The organism is Streptococcus oralis (assembly GCF_003944215.1).
Lineage (GTDB): Bacteria > Bacillota > Bacilli > Lactobacillales > Streptococcaceae > Streptococcus > Streptococcus oralis_BI.
In genome coordinates, this window is the sequence record NZ_RJVZ01000002.1 from 54,568 (window position 1) to 78,086 (window position 23,519).

The window sequence follows — 23,519 nt, forward strand, 5'->3', positions numbered from 1 at the left end:
ACCTACTTATTTTTCGTCATACCAAGAGTAGTGGAAGGTTCCTTCTTTGTCTTTACGTTGGTAAGTGTGGGCACCAAAGTAGTCACGTTGTGCTTGGATCAAGTTAGCAGGAAGGTCTGCTGAACGATAGCTATCAAAGTAAGTAATGGCTGCTGAGAAGGTTGGTACTGGTACACCAGCTTGAACAGCAAGAGCTACGATATCACGTACTGCTTGTTGGTACTTGGCAGTGACATCCAAGAAGTACTCATCCAAGAGAAGGTTGGCGAGGTCTGCATCACGGTTGTAAGCATCTGTGATCTTTTGCAAGAAACGAGAACGGATGATACAGCCATCACGCCAGATAGATGCGATGTCCGCAAATGGCAAGTTCCAGTTATTTTCTTTAGAAGCCACACGCAATTGAGCAAAACCTTGTGCGTATGAGATGATTTTTGAGAAGTAAAGGGCTTGACGAATCTTTTCGATCAACTCAGCCTTGTCACCTTCAAATTTGAAGGTAGCTGGTTTTGGAAGAACCTTGCTAGCATGCACACGCTCTTCTTTGTATGTAGAGATATAGCGAGCAAATACGGATTCAGTGATAAGTGACAATGGCACACCAAGGTCAAGAGCTGATTGACTAGTCCATTTACCAGTTCCCTTATTACCTGCGGCATCAAGGATGTAGTCTACGATTGGTCCATCTTGACCTTCATCGTCTTTACGGCTCAAGATATCAGCTGTGATTTCGATTAGGTAGCTGTCCAATTCACCCTTGTTCCACTCAGTAAAGATTTCAGCCATATCTTCTGCAGAAAGACCTAGCAAGTGTTGCATGAGGTCGTAACTTTCTGCGATCAATTGCATGTCACCATACTCGATACCGTTGTGGACCATTTTCACATAGTGACCAGCTCCATCAGGACCGATGTAAGTCACACATGGTTTGCCATCTTCTGGTGCTTTAGCTGAGATTTCTTCAAGAACATCAGCAACCAATTCGTAGGCTTCTTTTTGTCCACCAGGCATGATAGAAGGACCTTCAAGGGCACCTTTTTCACCACCAGAAACCCCTGTACCGATAAAGTTGATACCAGAGTTTGCCAATTCTTCATTACGACGGATGGTATCTTTGTAGAAAGTGTTTCCTCCGTCAATCAAGATATCACCCTTGTCAAGGTGTGGAAGAAGGGCTTGGATAGTCGCATCTGTACCAGGGCCAGCCTGAACCATCAGCATGATACGACGAGGTTTTTCGATAGATTGAACGAAAGACTCTACATCGTAGCTTGGAACAAATTTCTTTTCTGGATGGCAAGCAATGACATCTTCTGTTTTTTCTTTACTACGGTTGTAAATGGCAACTGTATAGCCACGAGATTCGATATTTAGGGCAAGGTTACGACCCATTACGGCCATACCTACGACACCAAAGTTAGCTTTTGTCATGTGACACTCCTCTTGTTTAATATGTTTTATTTTATCATTTTTACCTATGAAAGGAAAGAATTTTGTAACGATTGCTTAGTAGTCCAAGTCATCTGCATGACCAGCTCCATTACCAACAAAGTATCCAGTCTTACAGTTGAGGGTGAAGAGATAGGTTCCATCTGGTTTGTAGAGGTTATAATAACCATTTCCGTTTACGATATTGACACGTTCTAGGATATATTGATTGCCAGTGATATAGCCACGAGCACGTGATGTTGCTAGGATTTGTTCCAAAACACCATCAGCAAAATTCCAAGCAGGGTTGTTGCTATCCTCTACAGCTGATTGGTTGTAGGGTACACGACTAGCACTTCTTTGAAGATTGACACCATCGCTAGACAAACCTCCACTTTCTGGTCTGCTGGCAGGTGCTGAACTTGATGAAGCAGACGAACTGCTCGTACTGCTATCAGTCGTTGTACTTGAACTTTCCTGACTACTGCTACTTGAACTTGAACTAGAGGCGCTTGTTTGCTGGCTCTTACCAAGGCTAATGGCCTTATCTAACAGTTTATCTAGCTCTGTATTTCCTGTTTTAATTTCTGTAAATTTAGCATCTGCCTTGACCTTTGCATTGGTATCCAAGACACCATCAGTAATTGCTGGAGTTTCAAACTGATTATTCACTTCTTGCACAGCCTTGATTTGAGTTTCTAAACTATCATACTTAGACTTGGCAAGGGTATATTCTCGACTGCCTTCGAGTTTATCTAGTTGAGCCTTGAGTTGGTTCAACTTGTCAAACTGACTATTTTTCAAAGCCGTTTTATTAGCATCCGTATAAAAAGCATCGTAGAGGGCATTAAACTCTTGTAGGGCTGTTTGTGTTTCTTGATTATTAGAAGAAGACTGAGAAGACTGGATAGCTTGGTTAGAGCGATTTACTTGACGATAGATATAGTAACTACCTGCCAAGATAAGGGCTGCTGCCAAGGCTGAACCGATAACAAACACGCGCTTCTTTTTAGAATTAGAAACTGTTTCGGGTTCTGCCTGAGCTGAGCGTGAAAGTAGAGCTGTCTCTTCCTCTTCTTTCTCATCAGTAACCTCTGCTGGCGTTTGCTTTTCCAACACAAGCGGTTCCAAGTCTTGATTTTCCTCTCCCAAAGGAGGCAAAATCATGTCCGAGCTTGTTGATTCCGCTGAATCTGACACCGTTTCTTCTGAAACTGTTTCGGGTTCCTCTATGATTGGTGCCGACTCTTCAGTGATTTCTGAGACTTCCTGTGTCAATTCTTCTTGAGCCTGAGTTGCTAGCAGTTCTTCTTTTTTAAATTGACGTGTTTCAAACTTATCCGCCTCGATTTCCTCGCGGTGCTGTTTGATGTATTTATCCAAGATATTGTCCTCAGGCAATACTCCAGCTTCAACTTCTTCATTTTTACGGATGACTTGACCAACTGTCAGATCTTTCGCCTCGTCAAAATCAAATTTGGATTCTTGATGCTCTTTTTTATGACGATTGTGTCTTTTTTTACTCATCTGTCTTCCTTTCTACTTTACCTCTTGGCGCTTCACTCGCTGACCAAAGTATTGATACAAATCCACTTTTAAGGTTCCGTTATAAAGTTTGCGCTTTTTATCCGCTGGACTTCCGTACTTGCTTTCAAAAGCTTCATCACTCGTCAGGATAAACTTACTCCAGGTTTTCAGTGGTGCAAAGACCTGTCCCATTTCTGCATAGAGTTTGGTTACTCCTGCATCATCAGACAAACGTTCACCATATGGCGGATTGGAAATGATGACACCATTTATCTTGTCTGAACGCAAATCCTGTACCCGCATTTGCTTAAAAGTGATATCACCTGCCACGCCTGCTGCTTGAGCATTGGCCTTAGCAATCTCAATCATCCGAGCATCAATATCACAGCCCATAATATCCAATTCTATCTCATGATCGATTTTCTTAGCAGCCTCTGTGCCAACTTCTTGGATTAACCGATCGCTGACCCAGTTCCATTCCTCAAAAGCAAAGGAACGGCGGAGGCCAGGAGCCATCTTTCTAGCTATCATAGCCGCCTCGATACAGAAAGTTCCTGAACCACAGGTCGGATCAATCAAGGGCTTGTCTGGATACCAGTTTGAGAGTTGTAAAATGGCTGCTGCCATGTTTTCCTTGATAGGAGCTCCACCCTTTTCCGTACGATAACCACGTTTAAAAAGGCTAGAACCTGTCGTGTCAATCATGACAGTAGCCACATCTTTCAGGATGGACACCTCTATCTTAAACTCGGGACCAGTTTCCATCAAGGGAACCCCTTCTGGACGGGCATAGTGCTTTTGCAGTTTCTTCACAACCGCCTTCTTGGAAATAGCCTGAACACTAGGCTCATTGTGAAGTTTAGACTTAACACATTTGGCCTTGGAAATAGGGAAACGTGCCCCGAGCGGGAGATAGTTTTCCCAATCCAGAGCAAAAACTCCTTGGAAAAGCTCTTCAAAAGTCTTTGCAGGAAAGCTTCCAACTACAATCTTGATGCGGTCAGCTGCTCGAAGCCAAAGATTGGTCTCAATAATTGCCTTCACATCTCCTTGAAAACGGACACGGCCGTTTTCAACATGGCAATCATAGCCTAACTCTCGCACCTCACGTCCAACGACAGCCTCGAGCCCCGCTGCAGCAGTTGCGATTAAATTAAATTCTTTTTTCATTTTACAGTCTTGTAAGACCTTTCTTTTGTACACTTTAAAAAATGAGGTTGAGAAAGATTTCTCAGCCCCAACCTATATGCAATTTTCTATAAGCCATGTTTTGTTCCAGAAGTGACTAGGACCACTTCCTTCGATAATCATCTGTCTACCGCTGTCTGTATTAAACTGATAGCGGTCAGAGTGCTGCGTTCGTTTCCACGCACTCCATGCCCCGACCGAAATTTGGGTTGCTAGCTTGAGGGGTTTACCGCGTTCCACTCTCTCCGTTTCCAGAAAGACTCCGTCACTGTGGCACTTTCAAGCCTACTCTGACTTATCCGAAGACTTAGCCATTTCGACTGCCGTAACGATCTCTCGTCCCTAGGCTTATGGTTTCGCCTAGCACAAACACTACAGGCATCACAGCCTGTGCTAGCATGGACTTTCCTCATGAAAAGGGATTCTCTTCACGCGATTATCCAAAAATTGCATCTAATAGACACCTAATTATAACTCAGAATTGTCTACAATTTGCTTACCGAATACTTCTTTTTCAAGTCGATTCAATCGTTTCAAAATATCAAAATTTGTCATTGGAGTAGAACTTGTTACTTCGATAGAACTTTGTTGAGTAGAACTTGCCTGTGGCTTGTTAGACAATTCCTCCTTCAAATCAGCAATCTCCTGACGAAGAGATTTGACCAAAGCTGCGTAAGTCTCATAATCCTTGATCACATCATCTAGGAACTCGTCTACCTCCGCCTTACTATATCCACGAACTTCACGTCCAAACTCTTGTTCAAAAATATCTTTTGCTGAAAAAATAATACTTGCCATTTCTCTCTCCATTCTTGATTGCTATTCTTATTATATAAAAAAAGACAAACAAAAATCAAGGTCAAAGCCTCATTTTTCGGAAAAATTTTCCACTATTTCGTTCAGATCCTCAAATGTTAATCTTTTTGTAACATAGCCTTCTTGATTTTTCATCATCTGGTAAAAATACTGTAACTTGGTTTCATTTTCTTCGTCATAAAAGAGATAGCACCCTTCCGTATTTTCCAGCAGAAATTTCTGATAATCGCGTAATTGTCCCTTGTGCTCATACTGTGGATAGGCGTATTTGACAAAATCAACCTGCTTGAACTCACTGAGTTTGATTTGATTGGCCTCATTCCAGTTACTACCATGGGTTTCAAAGGCAAAAATGGTCGCCAGCTGAAATCCATAGTCTGCTTTCATATCCTGTGCCACTTCCAGCACCCAGTACTCAAAGCCCAGAGTCCCTGTAAAAACAAGCCAGGTCACCCCTTCTTCTGCTAGACGTTCTAAGTCTCTGCGAATGGCTGTTTTGATAATATCAACGCGAATATCCTTGTCATTAAAGAGACCAAGGTCGAAGGCTGAATAGCCTAAAATCAAGGCTGTTGTCATTTTTAACCCTTTCTTTGTAAATTTATGATATAATAGAGTGATGTTATTGTACCAATAAGGAGAATTATGGTCAACTATCCACATAAACTTTCATCACAGAAGAGACAAGCACCCCCGTCACAAACTAAAAATTTCGCAAATCGGGGAATGTCTTTTGAAAAGATGATCAACGCTACGAACGACTACTATTTGTCACATGGGTTAGCAGTGATTCACAAGAAACCGACACCCATCCAAATCGTACGTGTCGACTATCCCCAAAGAAGTCGAGCCAAGATCGTTGAAGCCTACTTTAGACAAGCCTCAACTACTGACTATTCAGGGGTTTATGATGGATACTACATCGACTTTGAAGCAAAGGAAACCAGGCAAAAACATGCGATTCCGATGAAGAATTTTCATCTCCATCAGATCCAGCATATGGAACAAGTTCTTGCCCAGCAAGGAATCTGCTTTGTCCTCCTTCACTTTTCTTCTCAGCAAGAAACCTACTTATTGCCGGCCATTGATTTGATTCGTTTCTATCATCAAGATATGGGACAAAAGTCAATGCCACTTGGATATATTCGAGAAAATGGATATAGGATCGAGCCTGGTGCCTTTCCACAGATTCCCTATCTCGAAGTTATCAAAGAACATTTACTAGGTGGTAAAATAAGATGAACAAACAAACTTTCCTGCGAATAGTTAAGTATGTCAGTATCTGCCTCTTAACTGTATTTATCGCAGCTATTATGCTAGGTGGAGGCCTCTTTCTCTACTATGTCAGCAAGGCTCCGGCCCTGTCCGAAAGTAAGCTAGTCGCTACAACGTCTAGTAAGATCTATGACAGCAAAAATGAACTGATTGCTGATCTGGGTTCTGAGCGCCGTGTCAATGCACAGGCTAATGAAATCCCTACGGAGCTAGTCAATGCAATTGTCTCTATTGAAGATCATCGTTTCTTTAGTCACCGAGGAGTAGATACGATTCGTATCCTAGGCGCTTCCTTACGAAACCTTCGTGGTGGGGGCGGTCTTCAAGGTGGTTCTACCTTGACACAGCAGTTGATTAAATTAACCTACTTCTCAACGTCAACATCTGACCAGACACTTTCACGTAAGGCTCAGGAAGCTTGGCTAGCCGTTCAGCTAGAACAAAAGGCGACCAAACAAGAAATCCTAACTTACTACATCAACAAGGTCTATATGTCCAACGGAAATTACGGGATGCAAACGGCAGCCCAAAACTACTATGGTAAAGACCTCAAAGATTTAAGTCTACCTCAATTGGCTCTCCTAGCCGGAATGCCCCAGGCTCCAAATCAATATGATCCCTATTCTCATCCAGAAGCGGCACAAGAACGTCGTGACCTTGTCCTCTCGGAAATGAAAAGTCAAGGCTACATTTCTGCTGAACAATACGAAATAGCCATCAATACTCCCATTACAGATGGACTTCAAAGTTTAAAATCTGCCAATAGCTATTCTCCGTATATGGACAATTATCTCAAAGAGGTAATCGACCAAGTCGAACAGGAAACTGGTTACAACCTTTTGACAACAGGGATGGAAGTTTATACCAATGTTGATCCAGCCGTTCAACAACGTCTCTGGGATATCTACAATACCGACGAATACGTTAATTATCCAGATGATGAGTTGCAAGTAGCTTCTACCATCGTTGATGTCACAAATGGAAAGGTGATTGCCCAGTTGGGCGCACGCCATCAATCTAGCAATGTTTCCTTCGGTATGAACCAAGCTGTCGAAACAAACCGCGACTGGGGTTCAACCATGAAACCAATCACAGATTACGCACCAGCTTTGGAGTACGATATCTATGATTCAACCGCTTCGGTTGTTCACGACGTACCATATAACTATCCTGGCACCAACACACCTGTTTATAACTGGGATAGGGGCTATTTTGGAAACATTACATTACAGTATGCCCTTCAACAGTCACGAAACGTCCCAGCCGTTGAAACTTTGAATAAGGTTGGACTGGATCGTGCTAAGACTTTCCTAAATGGCCTAGGAATCGATTATCCAAGCATGGTTTATGCTAATGCTATTTCAAGTAACACAGTCGAGTCTAATAAACAATACGGAGCAAGCAGTGAAAAAATGGCCGCAGCCTATGCTGCCTTTGCCAATGGCGGTATTTACCATAAGCCAATGTACATCAACAAAATCATCTTTAGTGATGGTAGCTCAAAAGAATTCTCTGACCCTGGCACTCGGGCTATGAAAGAAACTACTGCCTACATGATGACAGAAATGATGAAAACAGTTCTAACCTACGGAACTGGTCGTGGAGCCTACCTATCATGGTTACCACAAGCTGGTAAGACTGGAACATCAAACTATACAGATGATGAAATCGAGAAATACATCAAGAACTCTGGTTATGTAGCTCCAGACGAAATGTTTGTCGGCTATACTCGTAAATATTCAATGGCTGTCTGGACCGGTTACTCTAACCGACTTACTCCAATCGTGGATGATGGTCTCTATGTTGCTGCTAAGGTCTACCGTTCGATGATGACCTACCTCTCAACAGATGACCATCCAGGGGATTGGACCATGCCTGAAGGCCTTTACAGAAGCGGAGAATTTGTCTTTAAGAATGGAGCACGCAATACGTGGACCCCTTCATCATCTACACAACAAAGTTCGACATCTGAAAGTTCTAGCTCAACATCTGAGAGTTCAACTTCTCAGTCAAGTTCAATTACTCCAAGCACAAGTCAAACGCAGACGATTCCTCAACAATCAGGAACTGCACCTGCTGAACAAAATCAACCAAGTCAAACGCAACAATAAGCAAAATCCTGAGAATTTTACTTCTCAGGATTTTTATTCTTTATAGCACAATAGTTTATCCCAACAGCACCATAACTCTTTTGATAGTTTCTCTAACTATTATAGAGGTTAGGGAGCTGTCTTTTCGCTTCCTCTTAATGCTAAAATGTGTCAAAAACAAAGGTAATCAGAAGCTATTCCTTTTTCCCTTTCGCGATAAAGAGAGCAGATAGGGCTAGACTTATGCCTGCCAGGAAGAGAGCTGTGTCAGATTTGCTTTCACCTGTTGCCGGAAGCTCCTTCTGATCATCATGTTTAACTTCTGGAGTCTTAGTATCAGCGAGTGGACTTAAGTTCAATTTGTACTCTGGTTTTTCAACTGTCGGTGCTGGTTGATTTCCTGCTGTACCAAGCGGACCTGTGTACTCTGGTACTTCATGTACTGCTGCTTCTATCGCGTTCACACCACCTGTAAACTCTAGTTTCTCAACTATCGGTGTTGGCTGATCTCCGGCTGTTCCAAGCGGACCTGTGTACTCTGGTACTTCATGTACTGCTGCTTCTACCGCGTTCACACCACCTGTAAACTCTGGTTTCTCAACTGTCGGTGCCGCTTGGTCTCCGGCTGTTCCAAGTGGGCCTGTGTATTCTGGTACTTCATGTACTGCTGCTTCTACCGCGTTCACACCACCTGTAAACTCTGGTTTCTCAACTGTCGGTGCCGCTTGGTCTCCGGCTGTTCCAAGTGGGCCTGTGTATTCTGGTACCTCATGCACTGCTGCCTCAGCCGCATTGACACCACCTGTGAATTCAGGAACCTCCAGAACTGGTGGTTGCTCTTCACCCTTGCTTGATTGAACCGATTCTTCTGTTAATTCTTGATAGAAGCTCGCCAGTTCATAAAACTCAGCCTTGCCGCCTTCCCAGACTAATTTGACGTCTAGAAGAGAGCCACCATTTCGGATAGCGAAGGTTTGGAGACTAGATGTAATGGCACCGAGGTCTCTCCAACTGTCTTGACCATCCTTGAGTGTTCTAGCAAGAACACGTGCCTTAGCTCCTTCAGGAAGACTGGAAACGAGACGAAGGTGGTTGGCATTGGTTGGCTCAGATAAGTGATACACCAATTCGCCTTTGTCTTTTTCAGACTTATAGCTAGTCAAGACTTTGCCGTCGACAAGATTATTATAAAGGTTGCCTTGGCTTTCTCCACCGTTTCCTTCTACTGTTGGATCATTGATTGGTTTGACAAATTCACCATCGTTGATGACCAATTCTGTAAATCCTACAAAACGAGCATCATAGTCTGCAGTATAGAGAACACGGAGATAGTTAGCTTTGACTGGTGTCGTCAATTCACCTTCGATGTAACGATTTCCTGGCATCTTAGAATCATGTGTCCAACCATCTGTCAGAGAATCATCGTGTTGGCTATTGGCCACACCATCTCCTACTGTCACAACATCTGTCCAAGTTTTACCATCTTGGCTGACTTGGATCTTACCATCACGAAGGTAGTTTTGAGTTCCGTCTTGGATGTAGGCTCTAATCTTCTTGATAGTGCGTTCGCTACCAAGTTTCAAGGTCACGTGGCCATCTTTATGGGCATAGTCTGAAAACTCAACGAAGTTGTTGTAAACACCGTCAAACAATTGATCTAGATTGTTCAGTTTACGAACATCATTGCTGCCGTATGCTGGGTGAATTCCCATTGAAGTTGATTCCAATTTTGTTGGTTGCACTTCTTTGGTCGTCACAAGAAGAGAAGTGGCTGTCACAGCTTGTTCCTGATCTGTTTTATTGACCAGACGAACATAACGTACCAAATGACTCACCGCAGATCTGTCTGTCAACTGGCTAGTTGGCATCCATTCTTGAGCGTTTGCAGAGTACTCAAGGCTAAGAGCTGGATTGGCTTGACCTTGGAGCTGGATGCTCTTGACCTGATGGATACGGTCAAGTTTCATACCTAGATAGCTATTTGCAGGAAGTTTGGTTCCAGCTGGAATTTGAAGTTCATAACGTCCCAAGCTATCCACTACCGGCGTTTCCTTCAAAGCATCGACATTGGTGTCCGTTAACTCACTGTTTCCAGAGCGTGTCTCAACAGAGAAGTCTTGGATACGCCACCAGAGGTCGAGGGCCTTGGTATTGCGCACTCGGATGTATCGAGCATTGATAGCTCTGGTCACTTCCTTGGTTTGTTCTCCTGATAGGCGATCCAACTCTTGCCATGCAGTTCCATCTGTAGAGTACTCAAGTACACCTGCGGCAAGTTTATCACCCGTTCCTTGGCGAAGGCGAACTTTAGTGACTGACTTGACTTCGCCGAGGTCAAGTTGTGCCCAGGCATCTACTGGAGTTGTATTGCTACCGTCAGCGTTTGCCATCATGGCTTCTGTATTGTCCTTGCCATCAGTGATTTGACGAGCTGAGGTATTTAGTTTGTAAACTAAGTTTGAGCTTAGACTAACTGTCGTTGCTTGTTGGCTACGAGCTTTTTCAATTGGACGGTTGACTGCAATTTCCTGAACTGCAAACCAAGTATTCTCGCGATCTGCTGTCGCAATCATGCGAACTGCCTTGGCCTTGATAGTGAGATTTTCAAACTTAAGAAGGGATTCATTTCCGACATAGCTTGGCTCTTTCAAAGTTACCCAGTTATCATTTTCATCTTGATACTGCACTTCTGCCTTACTAAAGGTATCACGTGGATTTGCCTGCGTTCCCATAGCAAAGGTCAAAGTTTGAATCGCTATCGGTTTGTTGAACTTCATACCGATATAATCACCTGTCTTGATGCTATTTGGTGATTTAATAATCGCATGGGTTGCCAAGTCACCATCCGTCACTTCTGCCAAACCACCTTCTACACCTGTTCGATTGGTGATAAAGGTGCTGATGATTTGGTCTGGGTGCAAGACTTTTTGAACTTCAGAAGCTAGAACTTCTTTCAGGGATAGGATAAATGGACGAATATGTTGAACACCCAATTCAGCTTTTTCCATATGGTCTACATAATGGAAGGTGTGAGTTTGAGACTGTTCGTAGAACTTCAAACCTTTATAATAGCTGTCCCAAAGTTTGGCTGCATCGTTTGTAGCCATCGCTTCAGTTCCTGTAAGGAAGGCATCGAGGGCATTCATTTGGTCAATTGCATTATCCAACCAATAGTGGATTTGGGCAACCATCTTTTTATCGCCTGATGCTTTATAGAGTTCGGCTGCTTCTTTAATCTTGGAAAATTCAGCTCGCAAGGCTGCACGTTCCGCAGTCACATCCTGACCAGCTTTGAGCTTAGTCATGAAGTCTGTCAATTTTGGAGCCAAGTCTACAGATTCTTCCAGTTTGACGACACGATTATCCATGTTTTGATTGATCATGTGCTTACCAAGTTCACGGAAGGCTGCCGATACCTTGCTATCTTCAAAATGACCATTTTCTACAAAGTTGAAGGCAATATCATTGATTTTCTTAGCTTCTTCTTCTGATTTCCACTGTTTCCATGAGTATTGAGCTCCTGAAAAGAGGGCAATCTTAGATGGTTCAGACTGTTGCATTGGGTTCAACATGATACCAGATAGCAAGCTTGGATCCACATTTGGATGAAGGAATTTCTCACCACCACCTAGAATTAAATGTTGTTTAGAGTTATCTGTTACAGGCCAGTTAATCCAAAGCGAAACTGGGCGATAGGTCCTGCCACCTGCGGATAGATTGTTCTTGAGAGTTGAAAGGAAGCTTTCAGAGACTTCACCCCAAATCTTACCACCCGTCAAGGTCATGGATGTTGAACTTGGGAGATTTTCATTGAGGGATTTCAACTCATCCTCACGTCCATTACCCCAATACTGGCCAGGAACAAAGATCATTTCTTTACGAAGACCGCTGTAAGTTCCCTGCATTTCAGTCAACCACTCCGTCATGTCTTTCATCAAGCGGTTGTAGCTATTGTAGCCTCCGACTGGACTTGGTGCATCATCTGCTAGGATACCAAATTCGCGGACACCCACTTTCATCAACTGGGTAAATTTGGCCTTGATGGTTGCCAAGTCTTCCTGGTAGTGTGCTTCATTGCCAAAACGGATACGGTTGTTCATGAATGGATGGATGGTCCAGACATAGCGGGTTTTACTTTGATTTCCGACACGAGCAAGTTCACGGATTTCAGCTAGTTTTTCTTCTGGATAGAGTTCACGCCATTTCTTGTTGTGGTATGGATCATCTTTTGGTGCAAAGAAGTATTGGTTCAATTTCAAATCGCCGCCATAACGCATGAGCTCTGCACGATCGGCATTCGACCATGGGTTTCCATAGTAACCTTCGATGAAACCACGGTTCTTGAGCTCTGCGTAATCTTCTACTGTCACATTACGAAGGACTGGCACTTGACTTTCCTTGAGCATGTGTTTCAAGGTTGTCAAACCATAGAAGACCGCATCTGTGTCTTTTCCGACGATGGAAATCGAATTATCCTTGATCGTCAAGGCATAGGCGTCAATTTTGTCAAAGAGACCGGCTGAAACATTGGACAAGTTTTGCTCTGCTTGTGAACCTTGTCCATGCACTCCAAGATAGATATTGGTTGCGCCAGCGATTGCTGCCTTACCAGTTGTATAAGATACTTGATTGTCCTGCAAGACACTCTTCAAGCGATTACGAGTATAGATATCGAGTTGATCGCCCATGACCAGATTGACTTGCTTACGAAGGGCTGTAACACCTTCGCCATAGGTCACTTTTTGTGGAGTTGGGAAGACCTTGTACTCTTTCTTGAGATAGTCTGCGCTCTTGCTAGCAGCTGCAATGCTGTCTTCGCTAGCTGGTTTACTTGCTGTGAATTGATCTGCCAATTCAACTGTTCCATCACCGGTTTGGTCTACTTTTGGTTTTTCTGGAGTAGTTGGTTTTTCTGGTTGACTTGGTGCAGGCGTTTCTTGCTCTTCTTTGACAGGCTTCAATAGATGAACTTCAGCTGCACTTGCAAAACCACCAACGCCTTCCAATACTTTCAACTCAATCTTGTTGGTATCTACCGCCGCAAAGTTGACTGTTTTTTCTTGGGCATTGTTGTCCCAGTTTCCTTCTGAAACCTTGACCATTTGGCCATCTTTTTGTGCGTAGATTTCGTAGCGAGTAACGACACCATTTCCACCACCTGGACGTGGGAGATAAGTCAAGCCATTGACTTTTTCTGCTTCTTTCAAGGTCATAGTGAGGGTGTATGGCGCAGTGTCACCAGTCCACTTAGTATGCCAGAAGGTATTCGGATCATTGTCAAAGGCTTTCTCAACAGCGCCTTCAGTCGCTGTTCCTGGCAATTCTTGGCTACTTGCAGTAGCAGTGAATTTGTCATTTGCAATCAAACGAGGATTTACAAAAGGTTTGTCTGACAACTCTGCACTATGCAAAATTCCTTTGAAACCACCGATACTTTCAAGTGGCAATACCAAGCTTGTATGAGCCAAACGTGGATGCGCAGGATCCGCGATACGCTCGATCTTTTCACCATCCACATAGACTTCCGTTGATTGTGGTTTGGTCACGATGGAGATTTGATAGCGTTTGTTCTTTTCAAGTTTTTTATTGAATTGGATATGGAACTGTTCAAATTGATAAGCAAGGTAGCCGTCTTTATCAGCTAGATAGATACGGTTGTCCCCACTTGTTGAGAAGGTTTGTACGCCATCGCCTGTCACTGTCACATCAAACTTCAAGACATGACTTGGACCAACATCACCTGCTAAGCCTTCGATGCTACTGTCTTTCTCAAAAGCCAATCCATTTTCTGTTGCAGTTACTTTCTTCGTTGCATATTCTTTCACCTTGTCTGGAGTGATGTTGAATAGTTCTTCTGAAGCAATTGCTTTTTCAGGGTTAGACTGCGGTGCGTAAGGGCTGGTTGGCAATGTGCGTTCTGCAAAGGTCGCAGCCGCACGGTCAGATCCCCAAGTCCGTTCTGCAGTGGTTTGCATGCTCTTGAAGAAACGTTTAAAGATATCATAAGAGGTCAAGCCTGTCTCATGAAGGTCGATATTGTCATTCCAAACTGCGTGCCCACCACCAAGGATACTTGGATGAGAAGCTGGTAGAAGTGGACCTCCACCTGTTCTAAAATCATTCGGTGTCCAGCTATTGTACTGACGTTCGTAGTTGGCATAGTCCCCGTAGGCTGCTTGACTATTGCTTCCACTTGGGACACTATATGTCGGCACATCCGTGATGTTAATAATCTTAGCTCCTTGGGCATTCGCTTCATTAGGACGTTGCCAGTGAATACTCCAAATATCAACCTCAACATCTTTCCAGTCAACAGGGGTATTTCCTCTTTTCGCGCTGAGCGAGCCCCAGATACGTGGTGTATAGCCCTTAGATTTGATATATTGAATTAAATCATTGACATAACGACGATAGCTTTCTCTGCTACCATAATACTCATCTGTACCGATATGAACAGTGGATACACCATGCAAAGGAGCATCTGGACCATCGAGGAGTTTGTCATAGACGGATTTGACAAAAGCCAGCGTTTCATCGTACTTGTTATCCAAGTCTAGCATGGCAACTCGTTCGACATTGTGCTTGCCTGCGTAATCACTAAGACTTCCTTGATACATGAGGTCTGGACGAACCTTGACAAATGACAGAGCGTGTCCTGGTGTATCAATTTCAGGTACTAGGTTGATATGAAGAGCCTTGGCCAATTTAATCAGATTTTGCATTTCTTCCTTAGTATAATGCTCATCAGATGTTAATTTTTGACCATTCTGACCGACAATATCTGTCTCCAAACGGAAACCAGTCTTGGCATGTTCAAGTACATACTTGAGTTGTTCTTCTGGTGTTAAATTCTTACCTGCCAAGTGTTCCTTGAGGAAGATATAGTTATCATTCAAGTGCAACTGCAAATCGTTCATCTTGTAGTAAGCCATGTTGAGCATGATATCTACAAGGGTGTCATAAGGGATAAATTTACGACCTGTATCCAGCATAAAGCCACGGTGGCTGAAAGTTGGGAAATCACGAATTTCACCGTTTTGCAGATCCTTTTCTCCCATTTGAAGAAGAGTACGAGTTGCGTAGAAGGCTCCTGTGTTCGTTGCGGCTTCGATGGTAATCACATCATCTTGGATAGTGATGCCGTAGCCTTCCTTGCCATAACCTTTGTTTTCAACCTTTTTAAACTCGATTCGTTTTTGAGCCTGTTTGTCACCTGTTGCCAGTTCCAATCCACGGCTTGCAAGGTCTGACTGGTAGAAGGTTGCAGCCTGATCAAAACCTGAATCACCCGTCGCAAGAACTGTATCTGAAGTGATAGAAGATTGACCTTCTTTCCCATACCATTGTTGAACAGCTGGTGCTACTTTTGGTTTCACACCCACACCTTCGTCCTGATGTAGCCCCTTGATGACTACTTCAAACTCTTTGGTAAAGGTATGACTGTCTTTGATTTGTTGTACCATGACCTTGACACGTTGATCTGTCAGAGGTTGGTAGATGCGATTTTGAAGGTCAATCACACCCTGCTTGTTACTGCCGATCAGACTAACCTGACCTGGCAAACTTGGTAGGACAAGAGACTTGCCATCTTCAGCCACATCCAACTGATCAACTTGGCGGATATCCGTTACTTTACTATGGTCCGGAACGTTTGAATAAGCTCGAATTTCTTGAATTCCAACGTTTCTCCAGCCCATTGTACCAGCTTGGTAATCATTGACTTCAAGTTTGAGGTACTTCGCTTTGATACTTTCAGCTAGGTCTACTTTCTCATCTAAAACAGGATCTCCAGTCTTGGTATGAGCTAGTTTCCATTGTTTTTCTCCGTTAGCGCCCACGTCTTCTTGACCTGCGTAATAGAGACTCCAAGATTTGATATTTGGGTCATTTTGCCCATTGCGAAGACGACGATCCCAGTCAATTTCCACATGTTTGATCAAGGTAGTCTTTGGCAGAGTTAGTTCAAAAGTTGGTTTTGGTACATCTTTGTCCGTTGCCCATCTAGTACTATCATCACCATCAACTGCTTTGTTAGCTGTAAAGCTTGTTCCAGCCTCATGGTTGTTTGCTGAAGCAGTAGTTCCCTCTAAGTGATTGAGATCTGGACGTTCTTCTACTTCTTGATTAGTTGGTTTAGTAGCAGGAGTATTTGTTTCTGCTGGTTGCACTTCTTCTTTAGGAATTTCAGATGTTTTTGGAACTGAAGGAGTCGTTGTTGATGTTGTTTCCCCTGTCTCTTCAGGTTTTGTTCCTTCTTCGGTTGCCTGGCTACCCTCTTGATTTCCTTCTGTTGCAGCTTCTGCATCCGCCTTTTCAAGCGCAGCTGCTAAATCATCTGGTAACTTATCCAGAGCTTGAACATGAGTGATACTTCCCTCTGTCTCTGAAGTCGCTGCTGTTTCTGCCGCCTGAACCATATTGGCTCCAAAGATACTAGCACCAATCATAACTGAGGCTGCACCAATTGCAAATTTGCGGATACTATAATGACAGCGTTTCTCAAAAAAGTGTTTGTCCATATTTCTCCCATTTCCTTTCATCCGCTTACGCTAGTAAGCGTTATCATTTCTCCTTTTAAAAAGGAGAGAACCAAGAGGTCCTCTCCAGGTGTTTGATTCATTTTCCGACTCTGACCCCCATAGAAGTCCAAGTCACTTATCCAAACAATGTAATTATGGAATAAATAAATATCTATTCTTTTTTACTGTTAATAGCAAAGAGGGCGGCTGACAATGCTAGGCTGATTCCTGCTAGGAAGAGGGCTGTATCAGACTGGTCTTCTCCTGTTTCTGGGAGTGTCTTTTTGCTTTCTTCATTTTTAAGAGTATCTTTGATTTCTGATGTATTTGTATCAGCTAGTGGTGCTGGTGTCAACTTATACTCTGGTTTCTCAACAGTTGGTGCTGGTTCATCACCTGCTGTACCTAGTGGGCCTGTGTACTCTGGTTTTTCATGTACGGCTGGCTCAACTCCATTGGCTCCACCTTTGTATTCTGGTAATTCGTGAACCAAAGCTTCAACCGCATTAACTCCACCCTTGAACTCAGGAACTTCATGTACAGCTACTTCAACCGCATTAACTCCGCCCTTGAACTCAGGGACTTCATGAACAGCTGCTTCTACTGCATTGACGCCGCCCTTGAACTCTGGGACTTCATGTACAGCTGCTTCTGCTGCATTGACTCCGCCTTTGAACTCTGGGACTTCATGTACAGCTGCTTCTGCTGCATTGACTCCGCCTTTGAATTCTAGGACTTCAAGAACTGGTGGTTGCTCTTCACCCTTGCTACTTGTAGGAGCGTCTGGTTTCGGAGCAGAATCTTTTAATTGATTGAGATAATCTGCAAAGTAGGCAACCATTCTTTCCGTCAAGAGATGGTTATCCGTCGCATATTTCATGCTCGCCTGAACACTAGCTACTTCCTCTTGATTTTCTTTGTCTGTCAATTTTTGAGCCTTAGCTAAAGCTGCTTCATATCCTGACAAGTCAAGTGGCGCTTCTGCTACCTGTGGACGGGTAAAGATGAGTTCCGCTGCAGATTGGTATTGATCTCCACCATCTCCGTATGTCTTGATACCAGTAAGGACAATTTTCTTAGCCTTGATTGTCTTACCAAAGTTAATGTCTTTTGGCTTATTGTTATCAGGCCAGTCCGTTGCAGTAAAAGTGTGCTCCTTGCCAGACTCATCTATTACAACGAGTTTCACATCTCTCAAGTTACCGTTTGAACCTGAACCACGTGGAACATAGCGAAGTCCTGTAATTTCAGTAGGTTCTTTCAAGACCATAGTTGCAGGCTTGCCTACATCTCCTCCATTCCAAGATGTATGCCATAGGCTAGATACATTACCATCAAAGGCATTTCCCAAGCCTTCACCAGCTTGGGCGGGCGCTTCCAAACTTTCAAAGTCTTCTGCTACCAAGGCTGTTTTCTTTTGAACCAAAGCATTCTTCAAAGCTTCAATCTTGGCAATCTCTGCACGCGCTTCTTCGACACTGATATCATCATCTGCCTGACTGAGGTTAAAGACCGCCTCTTTCAGAGCATCCATAGACTCTTTCGTGTAGTTGGTCATGGCAACCGTTGGCAAGTAGTTCTTGAGAGCATTTTCTGTTAACATCTTACCTGTTAGGGTAATTTCTTCGATTTGAAGATTATCCATCATGAAGTCATTATAACCACGGAAGTTGGCATTTCCACCAGAATCACCACGAGTATTGCTTGCATTTCCAGTTGAGTAGATACCTACCCAAGTATCGCCTGTTTCTGCACCAGTCACGAGGAAGGTTGCCTTCTTGGCTTTCTTAGAATCTGTCCAGGTATTTGGCAATTCATGCATTTCCATGTTGCTTGCTTTCGTACCACGGCTGCCAGATTGGAATTCTCCCTTACCAACTACAAAGGCGTAGGTATTGTCAGAACCTGCTTCGTATTCAAAGGTTACACGGTAGGTCTTACCAGCTTCAAAGCGGAAGTTTTGTGGGATAGTTTGGTAAACCAAGTTACGACGGCTAACCAGTCCATTGGTCTTGAGTGACCAATTTCCATCGATAACATCATCAACTTTCTTACCGTTCCAACCACGTTGTGTATATGGATCATGCTTTTCAGACAAGTGAGTGCGGTTGTCTTCAACACCTTCGACACCGCCCACTACGAATGGGAAGATACCCTGAGCAACATTTTCAAAGTCTTGTTTGAAGGTGCCTTTACCTGTATCATGGTTTTCTCCGTACATGCTTGAATTGTTTTCAAAGGTACGAATTTCATCAAAGTAAGTTGCTTCATCACCAGCTTCGCGACTCAAGGTCAGAGTAACATTTGATACGTCCGATCCAGTTGTAAAGAAGGCGTACATGTTTTGGAAGTAACTTGTATTGTCAACTGTAGCATTGTCACGACGTGTATTGTGGGCGTAGGCCTTAACATAGTTGAGAGCGAGAGACTTATTGGTATAAGTAGTCACTTCTTTTTCGCCAGTATTCACTGTGATACTTGCTTTGGCATTACTACGGTTATCGACACCGACATAAACGGCATACTTAGTATTTGGTTTCAAGCCAGTTAATTTCTGAGTGAGGCTGACCTTGCTCTTATTGCCTTGGATACGAAGCATTTCATTTGCACCCTGTGATTTGACAATTTCTGCCTTAGAAGCATCACCAGAAATAGTCCAATGTTTCAAGGTACCGCTGTTAAATCCTTGGTCATAGATGTGCATGCCTTCGCTCCATGACATTTCAGGATTGGTTTGTTTCGAACGGTAAAGTACGTATGGTTGATTAGCTAGAAGGTCTAGGGTAATCTTACCATCTGTTACAGTTAGTTCCTGCTCCTCTGTCTTACCTTGGTCAGTAAGCTTGTAAAGGTAAACCTTGCTCTTTGCCCAATCGCTCGGCAGGGTCCAAGTTGTTGCACCAGCCTGCGTATTGAAGTAGTACATTTTTTCCTTATCAGTAGGAAGTTTCTTACCATTCGCATCCCAGTTCCAAGGAGTCAAGTAAGCTGAACCATCTTGGATCACACGTCCGTTGAGCGTTACTGTACGTTCGCGATATTGTGGGCTATTGACATCGTTTGACTTACGAGTCACAACCACTTTGTTACCTGCAGCATCGACTAGCTCAACCTTCATTTCTGGAGTCCATTTATAGGTGCTACCATTATCGGTCATGGTAACTGGTGTACCATTTTCCCATTTACTTACTGTGAAGTGTTGGAAATACTTAGTCATGACGTCATGGGCAAACAAGTTGGTTACATAGCCATTGTAATCACTTCGTCCTTGCCAGCCTTCAAAGTCTTTCATGCTGTAGCCACCTAGAAGTGGATAGTCGGCTGCACCACCGTAACTTCTGTAGTCTCCTACCCAAGCATCTTTTTGGTGGTTACGGATAAAGCGGGTGATGGCACTGTTGATACCTTTATTGGTGTAACCACCGTAGGTCAAGTCAGCAGCCCAGTGATGGAAGGTAGAGTCGTACTCACCACCATGGCCCCACTCGATTGCAAAGCGCCAACCTTGCTTGTTGATTTCTTTTGCAAGAACGTGGGTAGCCCAGGCACCGTTATCACCTGATTGACCATTGCCCCAAACGTCCACATAGATAAAGTCGAGACCGTCACCAAGTTTTTTCTTCAAATCTTCCCAGCGAGCCAAGCGTCCATGCGCCAAGTCATAAGCAGCATCAATGTTGATACCTTGATCTAGCCAGTTCCAACCGTAGCTGTAGCTACCATCTGGATTCTTACGAAGGATTTTTTCATTGAAGTATTTAGACTCTGGATAGGTTTCAGAAGCGTTAACGTGGATACCTAGATGAGCTCCATATTTCTTCGCTTTCGCAATCAAGGTCTTGAAGTCTTCAACACCACCAATACGTTTACCAATATCAGCATAGTTCAAGTGACCAGAGTCATGACCTTCACTACCATAACCTTTAAGGAGAACACCTTGTCCTAGACCATCTGTGTGAAGATTGATTTTCTTGATACCATCCAAAGTCATGAGGAATGGGTTCTGTGCTTGAGAACCAAAGTTCATCGCGATACGATAAGCTGTGATATCCTTGACTTTTTCCCAACCTTGAGGGTTGTTCATGATGCTACGATAAGCAATAGCTCCATCTTGCCAATCCACTTTATTGTCTGCATTAGCATCTTCAGTGATAACAACCTTGGCACTTGGAAGTTCCTTGGTATACTCTGGGAAGACAATGCCCTTATAAGCTTTTTCCCATTGCCATTCAGAGCTATGAATTCCGACATAGTTAGCATTTCCGACCGTTTCCTTGTAGGCTGTCAAGCGGGTCCAGTCATAAGAACCTCCACCGTAGCTGTTCTGAGAGTTACTCCAAACACCTGCAGCAAGCTTGTCTGTAGAAACAAATCCATACATGTAACCCTTGGCCAAGTCTTTCATTGGATTGGTTACATCGATATGATCATCTCCGCTGACATGGGTATTATTTGACATGGTTGCCCCATCAAACTTAGCACCGGCTTGGTCACTTGAAACAGATACTAAAGCATTGCCAAGGAAACTAATAGAAGAAAGCAGTTTTCTTTCGTCATCAATCTTTTGACCAGGAGTGACTTGATTGTGGTTGACAATCTTGGTCACATCAAAGTGCAACTGATTATCAACAACTTGTAGACGGACCGTCATTTCTGCATTGATAAGATTAGCATCATCGCCAAGCTTCATCAAGTACTCTGCAGTTGTCTCATTGATTTTTTTGTAAGTAACTTCAGGTGTGACTTCGTGTTTGTTGATAAATACTTTATTGAATTGTTGAACTTGTCCTGGCAAGGTATGCCCGTTCAAACTGTATTCTTTAATACGTGGGAAGGCTTGGTCAATCACTGCTTTGAGGACCTTAGACTGAATAGTGTCATAAGTCACCTTGCTATCATCAACTTCAGGACCTGTTTCTTTTTCAGCAGGGGTATTCTCTGTTTTTACCCCCTCTTGGTTATCCGTTTTAACACTAACAACTGTACGCTCATTACCATAGGAACCAGCTTTTAGGACGATTTTCTTCTCATTTTTGAGAGTTTCATTAACAGCTGCTGGCAAAGTGACCGTATCAAAGAGTTTCTCATCATTATTCGTTGCATTTAGCTGACCGTCTGACTTGAGAGTGATAGAGAGACGGTTTGTTGATCCTGTTTCAGGGGCAGCAACACGACTACCTCCATACCAAGTGCTAGTTGTTGGAGATTTATACTCCCAGAACCAACCATCCTTGTCATAACCGACAAAAACATTATTATTGGTATCTTTAAATTTCAGGAAGACACCAAAGCGTGATTTGCCCTTTTCAGAATCTTCTTTGAAGGTTAAATCAACAGTTGCATTTCCATTGGCATCAACGGTCAAGCCCTTCTTTTCAAACAGGGCTGGTTTACCTGCGTTATCATTTTGAGCAGTTGAAGATAGTTGATTGTAGCGGACACCTTTTTCTTCTCGGATAGTGACTGTTCCCTGTTGTTCTTTTTTCTCTACCGTTTGCCATTCAGCTGTTACTTTTTCAGGTGTTTCAGGTTTAGCAGCTGGTTTGTCCTCTTTTGGTTTTTCTTCAGCTGGTTTTTCTTTCTCTTCCAAGTCTGCTGGTTTGACACTTGAAATTCCCTTCATGTGATCTTGGATCCATTTCAATTGGGCAGGTGAGAAGAGAATACCACCACTCCGTTGGCCAACAACTCCATTTTGATGAACACCGACCAGTTTTCCTTCTGTATCAAAGATACCGCCACCACTAGCACCTGGTTTTCCTCCTTGATAACCGATCCCTTGGACACCTTCTCCATATGGTTCTGCAAAATCAACTGTAGTATTGACAATCGGATTCAATTTCCCTTCTGGATAACCAAAGACATGGAGCTTATCTCCGATTTTCTTAACTACTGGCTTTTTGGTTACTTCAACAGGCGTATTTTCCAGAACTGTACGTAATCTCACAAGAGCCAAATCATTCTTGTAACCTTTTAGGAAACCTTCACGATCCCAGTGAATAATATCTTTTTTACTAAATTTAACATCTGGTAGTCCTGGATAGGAAATGCTATAGATATCTCCATCACCATTATCATTGTCAACGACCTTGCGATTATTGCCATCTGGAACGTCTTTTATAAAGTTATGTGAAACAGTTAAAACAAGATTTTCGCCAATGACAATCCCACTACCTTCACCTGATGGTGTCTTGATTTTGACAGTTGCTCCGTAGTTTAATTCACCATTCTTGGTTTTAGCTACATCTTCTGGAACAAGATTCTCAGTACCCTTAGCTAATTGATCCTTGTCAACTTCTTTCCCTTTATCTTCAGCCTTATCTAATTTGCCCTCTAAGCCTTCTGGTAACTTATCTGAACTAGCTGATTTTTCTTTTTCAAGTGCTAATAGTTCTTCTTCTGTCTTAGGTCCATCCGTAACCTCTGGAGACCCTTGGTCTTCTCCCGCCTTTGGTGCTTCAAAATCACGCCCATCATTCTCTTTTGCTGTTGCAAGAGTAGCAGCTAGGTCCGCTGGTAAATTCGCTGTGGAGCCAGACTGCACGCTATCTGCAAGAACTGTACTTGTCCCAAAGAATGCAGCTCCAATCATAACAGAAGCAACACCCAATGAAAATTTCCGAATACTAAATTTACAACGTTTTTCAAAAAATCGTTTATCCATGAACTCCTAAAT

9 protein-coding genes and 1 other RNA gene are annotated in these 23,519 nt (G+C 43.3%); 2 read left to right on the forward strand and 8 right to left on the reverse strand.

The features are described from left to right. Nucleotides 1–6 precede the first annotated feature (6 nt). The 6 genes from gndA to D8804_RS01480 all read right to left on the reverse strand — a co-directional run bounded on the left by gndA (nucleotide 7) and on the right by D8804_RS01480 (nucleotide 5,538). Nucleotides 7–1,431 (reverse strand): NADP-dependent phosphogluconate dehydrogenase, encoded by a 1,425-nt coding sequence (gndA, locus tag D8804_RS01455; RefSeq protein ID WP_125378833.1) that lies wholly within the window; start codon nucleotides 1,429–1,431, stop codon nucleotides 7–9. 75 nt (nucleotides 1,432–1,506) lie between these two features. Further along, nucleotides 1,507–2,955, reverse strand: a complete 1,449-nt coding sequence (gene mapZ / locus D8804_RS01460) for a cell division site-positioning protein MapZ (protein WP_125398576.1) — start codon at nucleotides 2,953–2,955, stop codon at nucleotides 1,507–1,509. A gap of 12 nt (nucleotides 2,956–2,967) precedes the next feature. Continuing rightward, nucleotides 2,968–4,125, reverse strand: a complete 1,158-nt coding sequence (locus D8804_RS01465) for a THUMP domain-containing class I SAM-dependent RNA methyltransferase (protein ID WP_125398577.1) — start codon at nucleotides 4,123–4,125, stop codon at nucleotides 2,968–2,970. 84 nt (nucleotides 4,126–4,209) lie between these two features. Beyond that, nucleotides 4,210–4,591, reverse strand: an RNA gene (gene rnpB, locus D8804_RS01470) — RNase P RNA component class B. Between the two features lie 20 nt (nucleotides 4,592–4,611). Then, nucleotides 4,612–4,941 carry a cell division regulator GpsB gene (gpsB, locus tag D8804_RS01475; RefSeq protein ID WP_000146526.1) on the reverse strand — a complete coding sequence of 110 codons (330 nt, stop codon included), beginning with the start codon at nucleotides 4,939–4,941 and terminating at the stop codon, nucleotides 4,612–4,614. Nucleotides 4,942–5,010: 69 nt separating this feature from the next. After that, nucleotides 5,011–5,538 carry an SLOG family protein gene (locus D8804_RS01480; protein WP_125398578.1) on the reverse strand — a complete coding sequence of 176 codons (528 nt, stop codon included), beginning with the start codon at nucleotides 5,536–5,538 and terminating at the stop codon, nucleotides 5,011–5,013. A gap of 66 nt (nucleotides 5,539–5,604) precedes the next feature. On the opposite strand from D8804_RS01480, the gene recU reads away from it, so the two are divergent. Together recU and pbp1a are read left to right on the forward strand one after the other, a co-directional pair. Further along, the gene (gene recU, locus D8804_RS01485; protein WP_000248771.1) at nucleotides 5,605–6,201 is read left to right on the forward strand and encodes a Holliday junction resolvase RecU; all 597 of its coding nucleotides are present in this window, start codon (nucleotides 5,605–5,607) and stop codon (nucleotides 6,199–6,201) included. Then, nucleotides 6,198–8,345, forward strand: a complete 2,148-nt coding sequence (gene pbp1a / locus D8804_RS01490) for a penicillin-binding protein PBP1A (protein WP_125398579.1) — start codon at nucleotides 6,198–6,200, stop codon at nucleotides 8,343–8,345. Before recU ends, pbp1a begins: the two co-directional genes overlap by 4 nt. A 173-nt stretch (nucleotides 8,346–8,518) precedes the next feature. On the opposite strand, the gene D8804_RS01495 is transcribed toward pbp1a, so the two are convergent. Together D8804_RS01495 and D8804_RS01500 are read right to left on the reverse strand one after the other, a co-directional pair. After that, nucleotides 8,519–16,843 carry an SIALI-17 repeat-containing surface protein gene (locus D8804_RS01495; RefSeq protein WP_125398580.1) on the reverse strand — a complete coding sequence of 2,775 codons (8,325 nt, stop codon included), beginning with the start codon at nucleotides 16,841–16,843 and terminating at the stop codon, nucleotides 8,519–8,521. 172 nt (nucleotides 16,844–17,015) lie between these two features. Continuing rightward, entirely contained in the window at nucleotides 17,016–23,507 is a 6,492-nt protein-coding gene (locus D8804_RS01500) for a SpGH101 family endo-alpha-N-acetylgalactosaminidase (protein ID WP_125398581.1), read from the reverse strand. Nucleotides 23,508–23,519: the final 12 nt, after the last annotated feature.

Excerpts from the sequence above, each read along its gene's own strand:
- gndA (WP_125378833.1), bottom strand. The coding sequence starts at position 1,431 with ATGACAAAAGCTAACTTTGGTGTCGTAGGTATGGCCGTAATGGGTCGT.
- mapZ (WP_125398576.1), bottom strand. The coding sequence starts at position 2,955 with ATGAGTAAAAAAAGACACAATCGTCATAAAAAAGAGCATCAAGAATCC.
- D8804_RS01465 (WP_125398577.1), bottom strand. The coding sequence starts at position 4,125 with ATGAAAAAAGAATTTAATTTAATCGCAACTGCTGCAGCGGGGCTCGAG.
- gpsB (WP_000146526.1), bottom strand. The coding sequence starts at position 4,941 with ATGGCAAGTATTATTTTTTCAGCAAAAGATATTTTTGAACAAGAGTTT.
- D8804_RS01480 (WP_125398578.1), bottom strand. The coding sequence starts at position 5,538 with ATGACAACAGCCTTGATTTTAGGCTATTCAGCCTTCGACCTTGGTCTC.
- recU (WP_000248771.1), top strand. The coding sequence starts at position 5,605 with ATGGTCAACTATCCACATAAACTTTCATCACAGAAGAGACAAGCACCC.
- pbp1a (WP_125398579.1), top strand. The coding sequence starts at position 6,198 with ATGAACAAACAAACTTTCCTGCGAATAGTTAAGTATGTCAGTATCTGC.
- D8804_RS01495 (WP_125398580.1), bottom strand. The coding sequence starts at position 16,843 with ATGGACAAACACTTTTTTGAGAAACGCTGTCATTATAGTATCCGCAAA.
- D8804_RS01500 (WP_125398581.1), bottom strand. The coding sequence starts at position 23,507 with ATGGATAAACGATTTTTTGAAAAACGTTGTAAATTTAGTATTCGGAAA.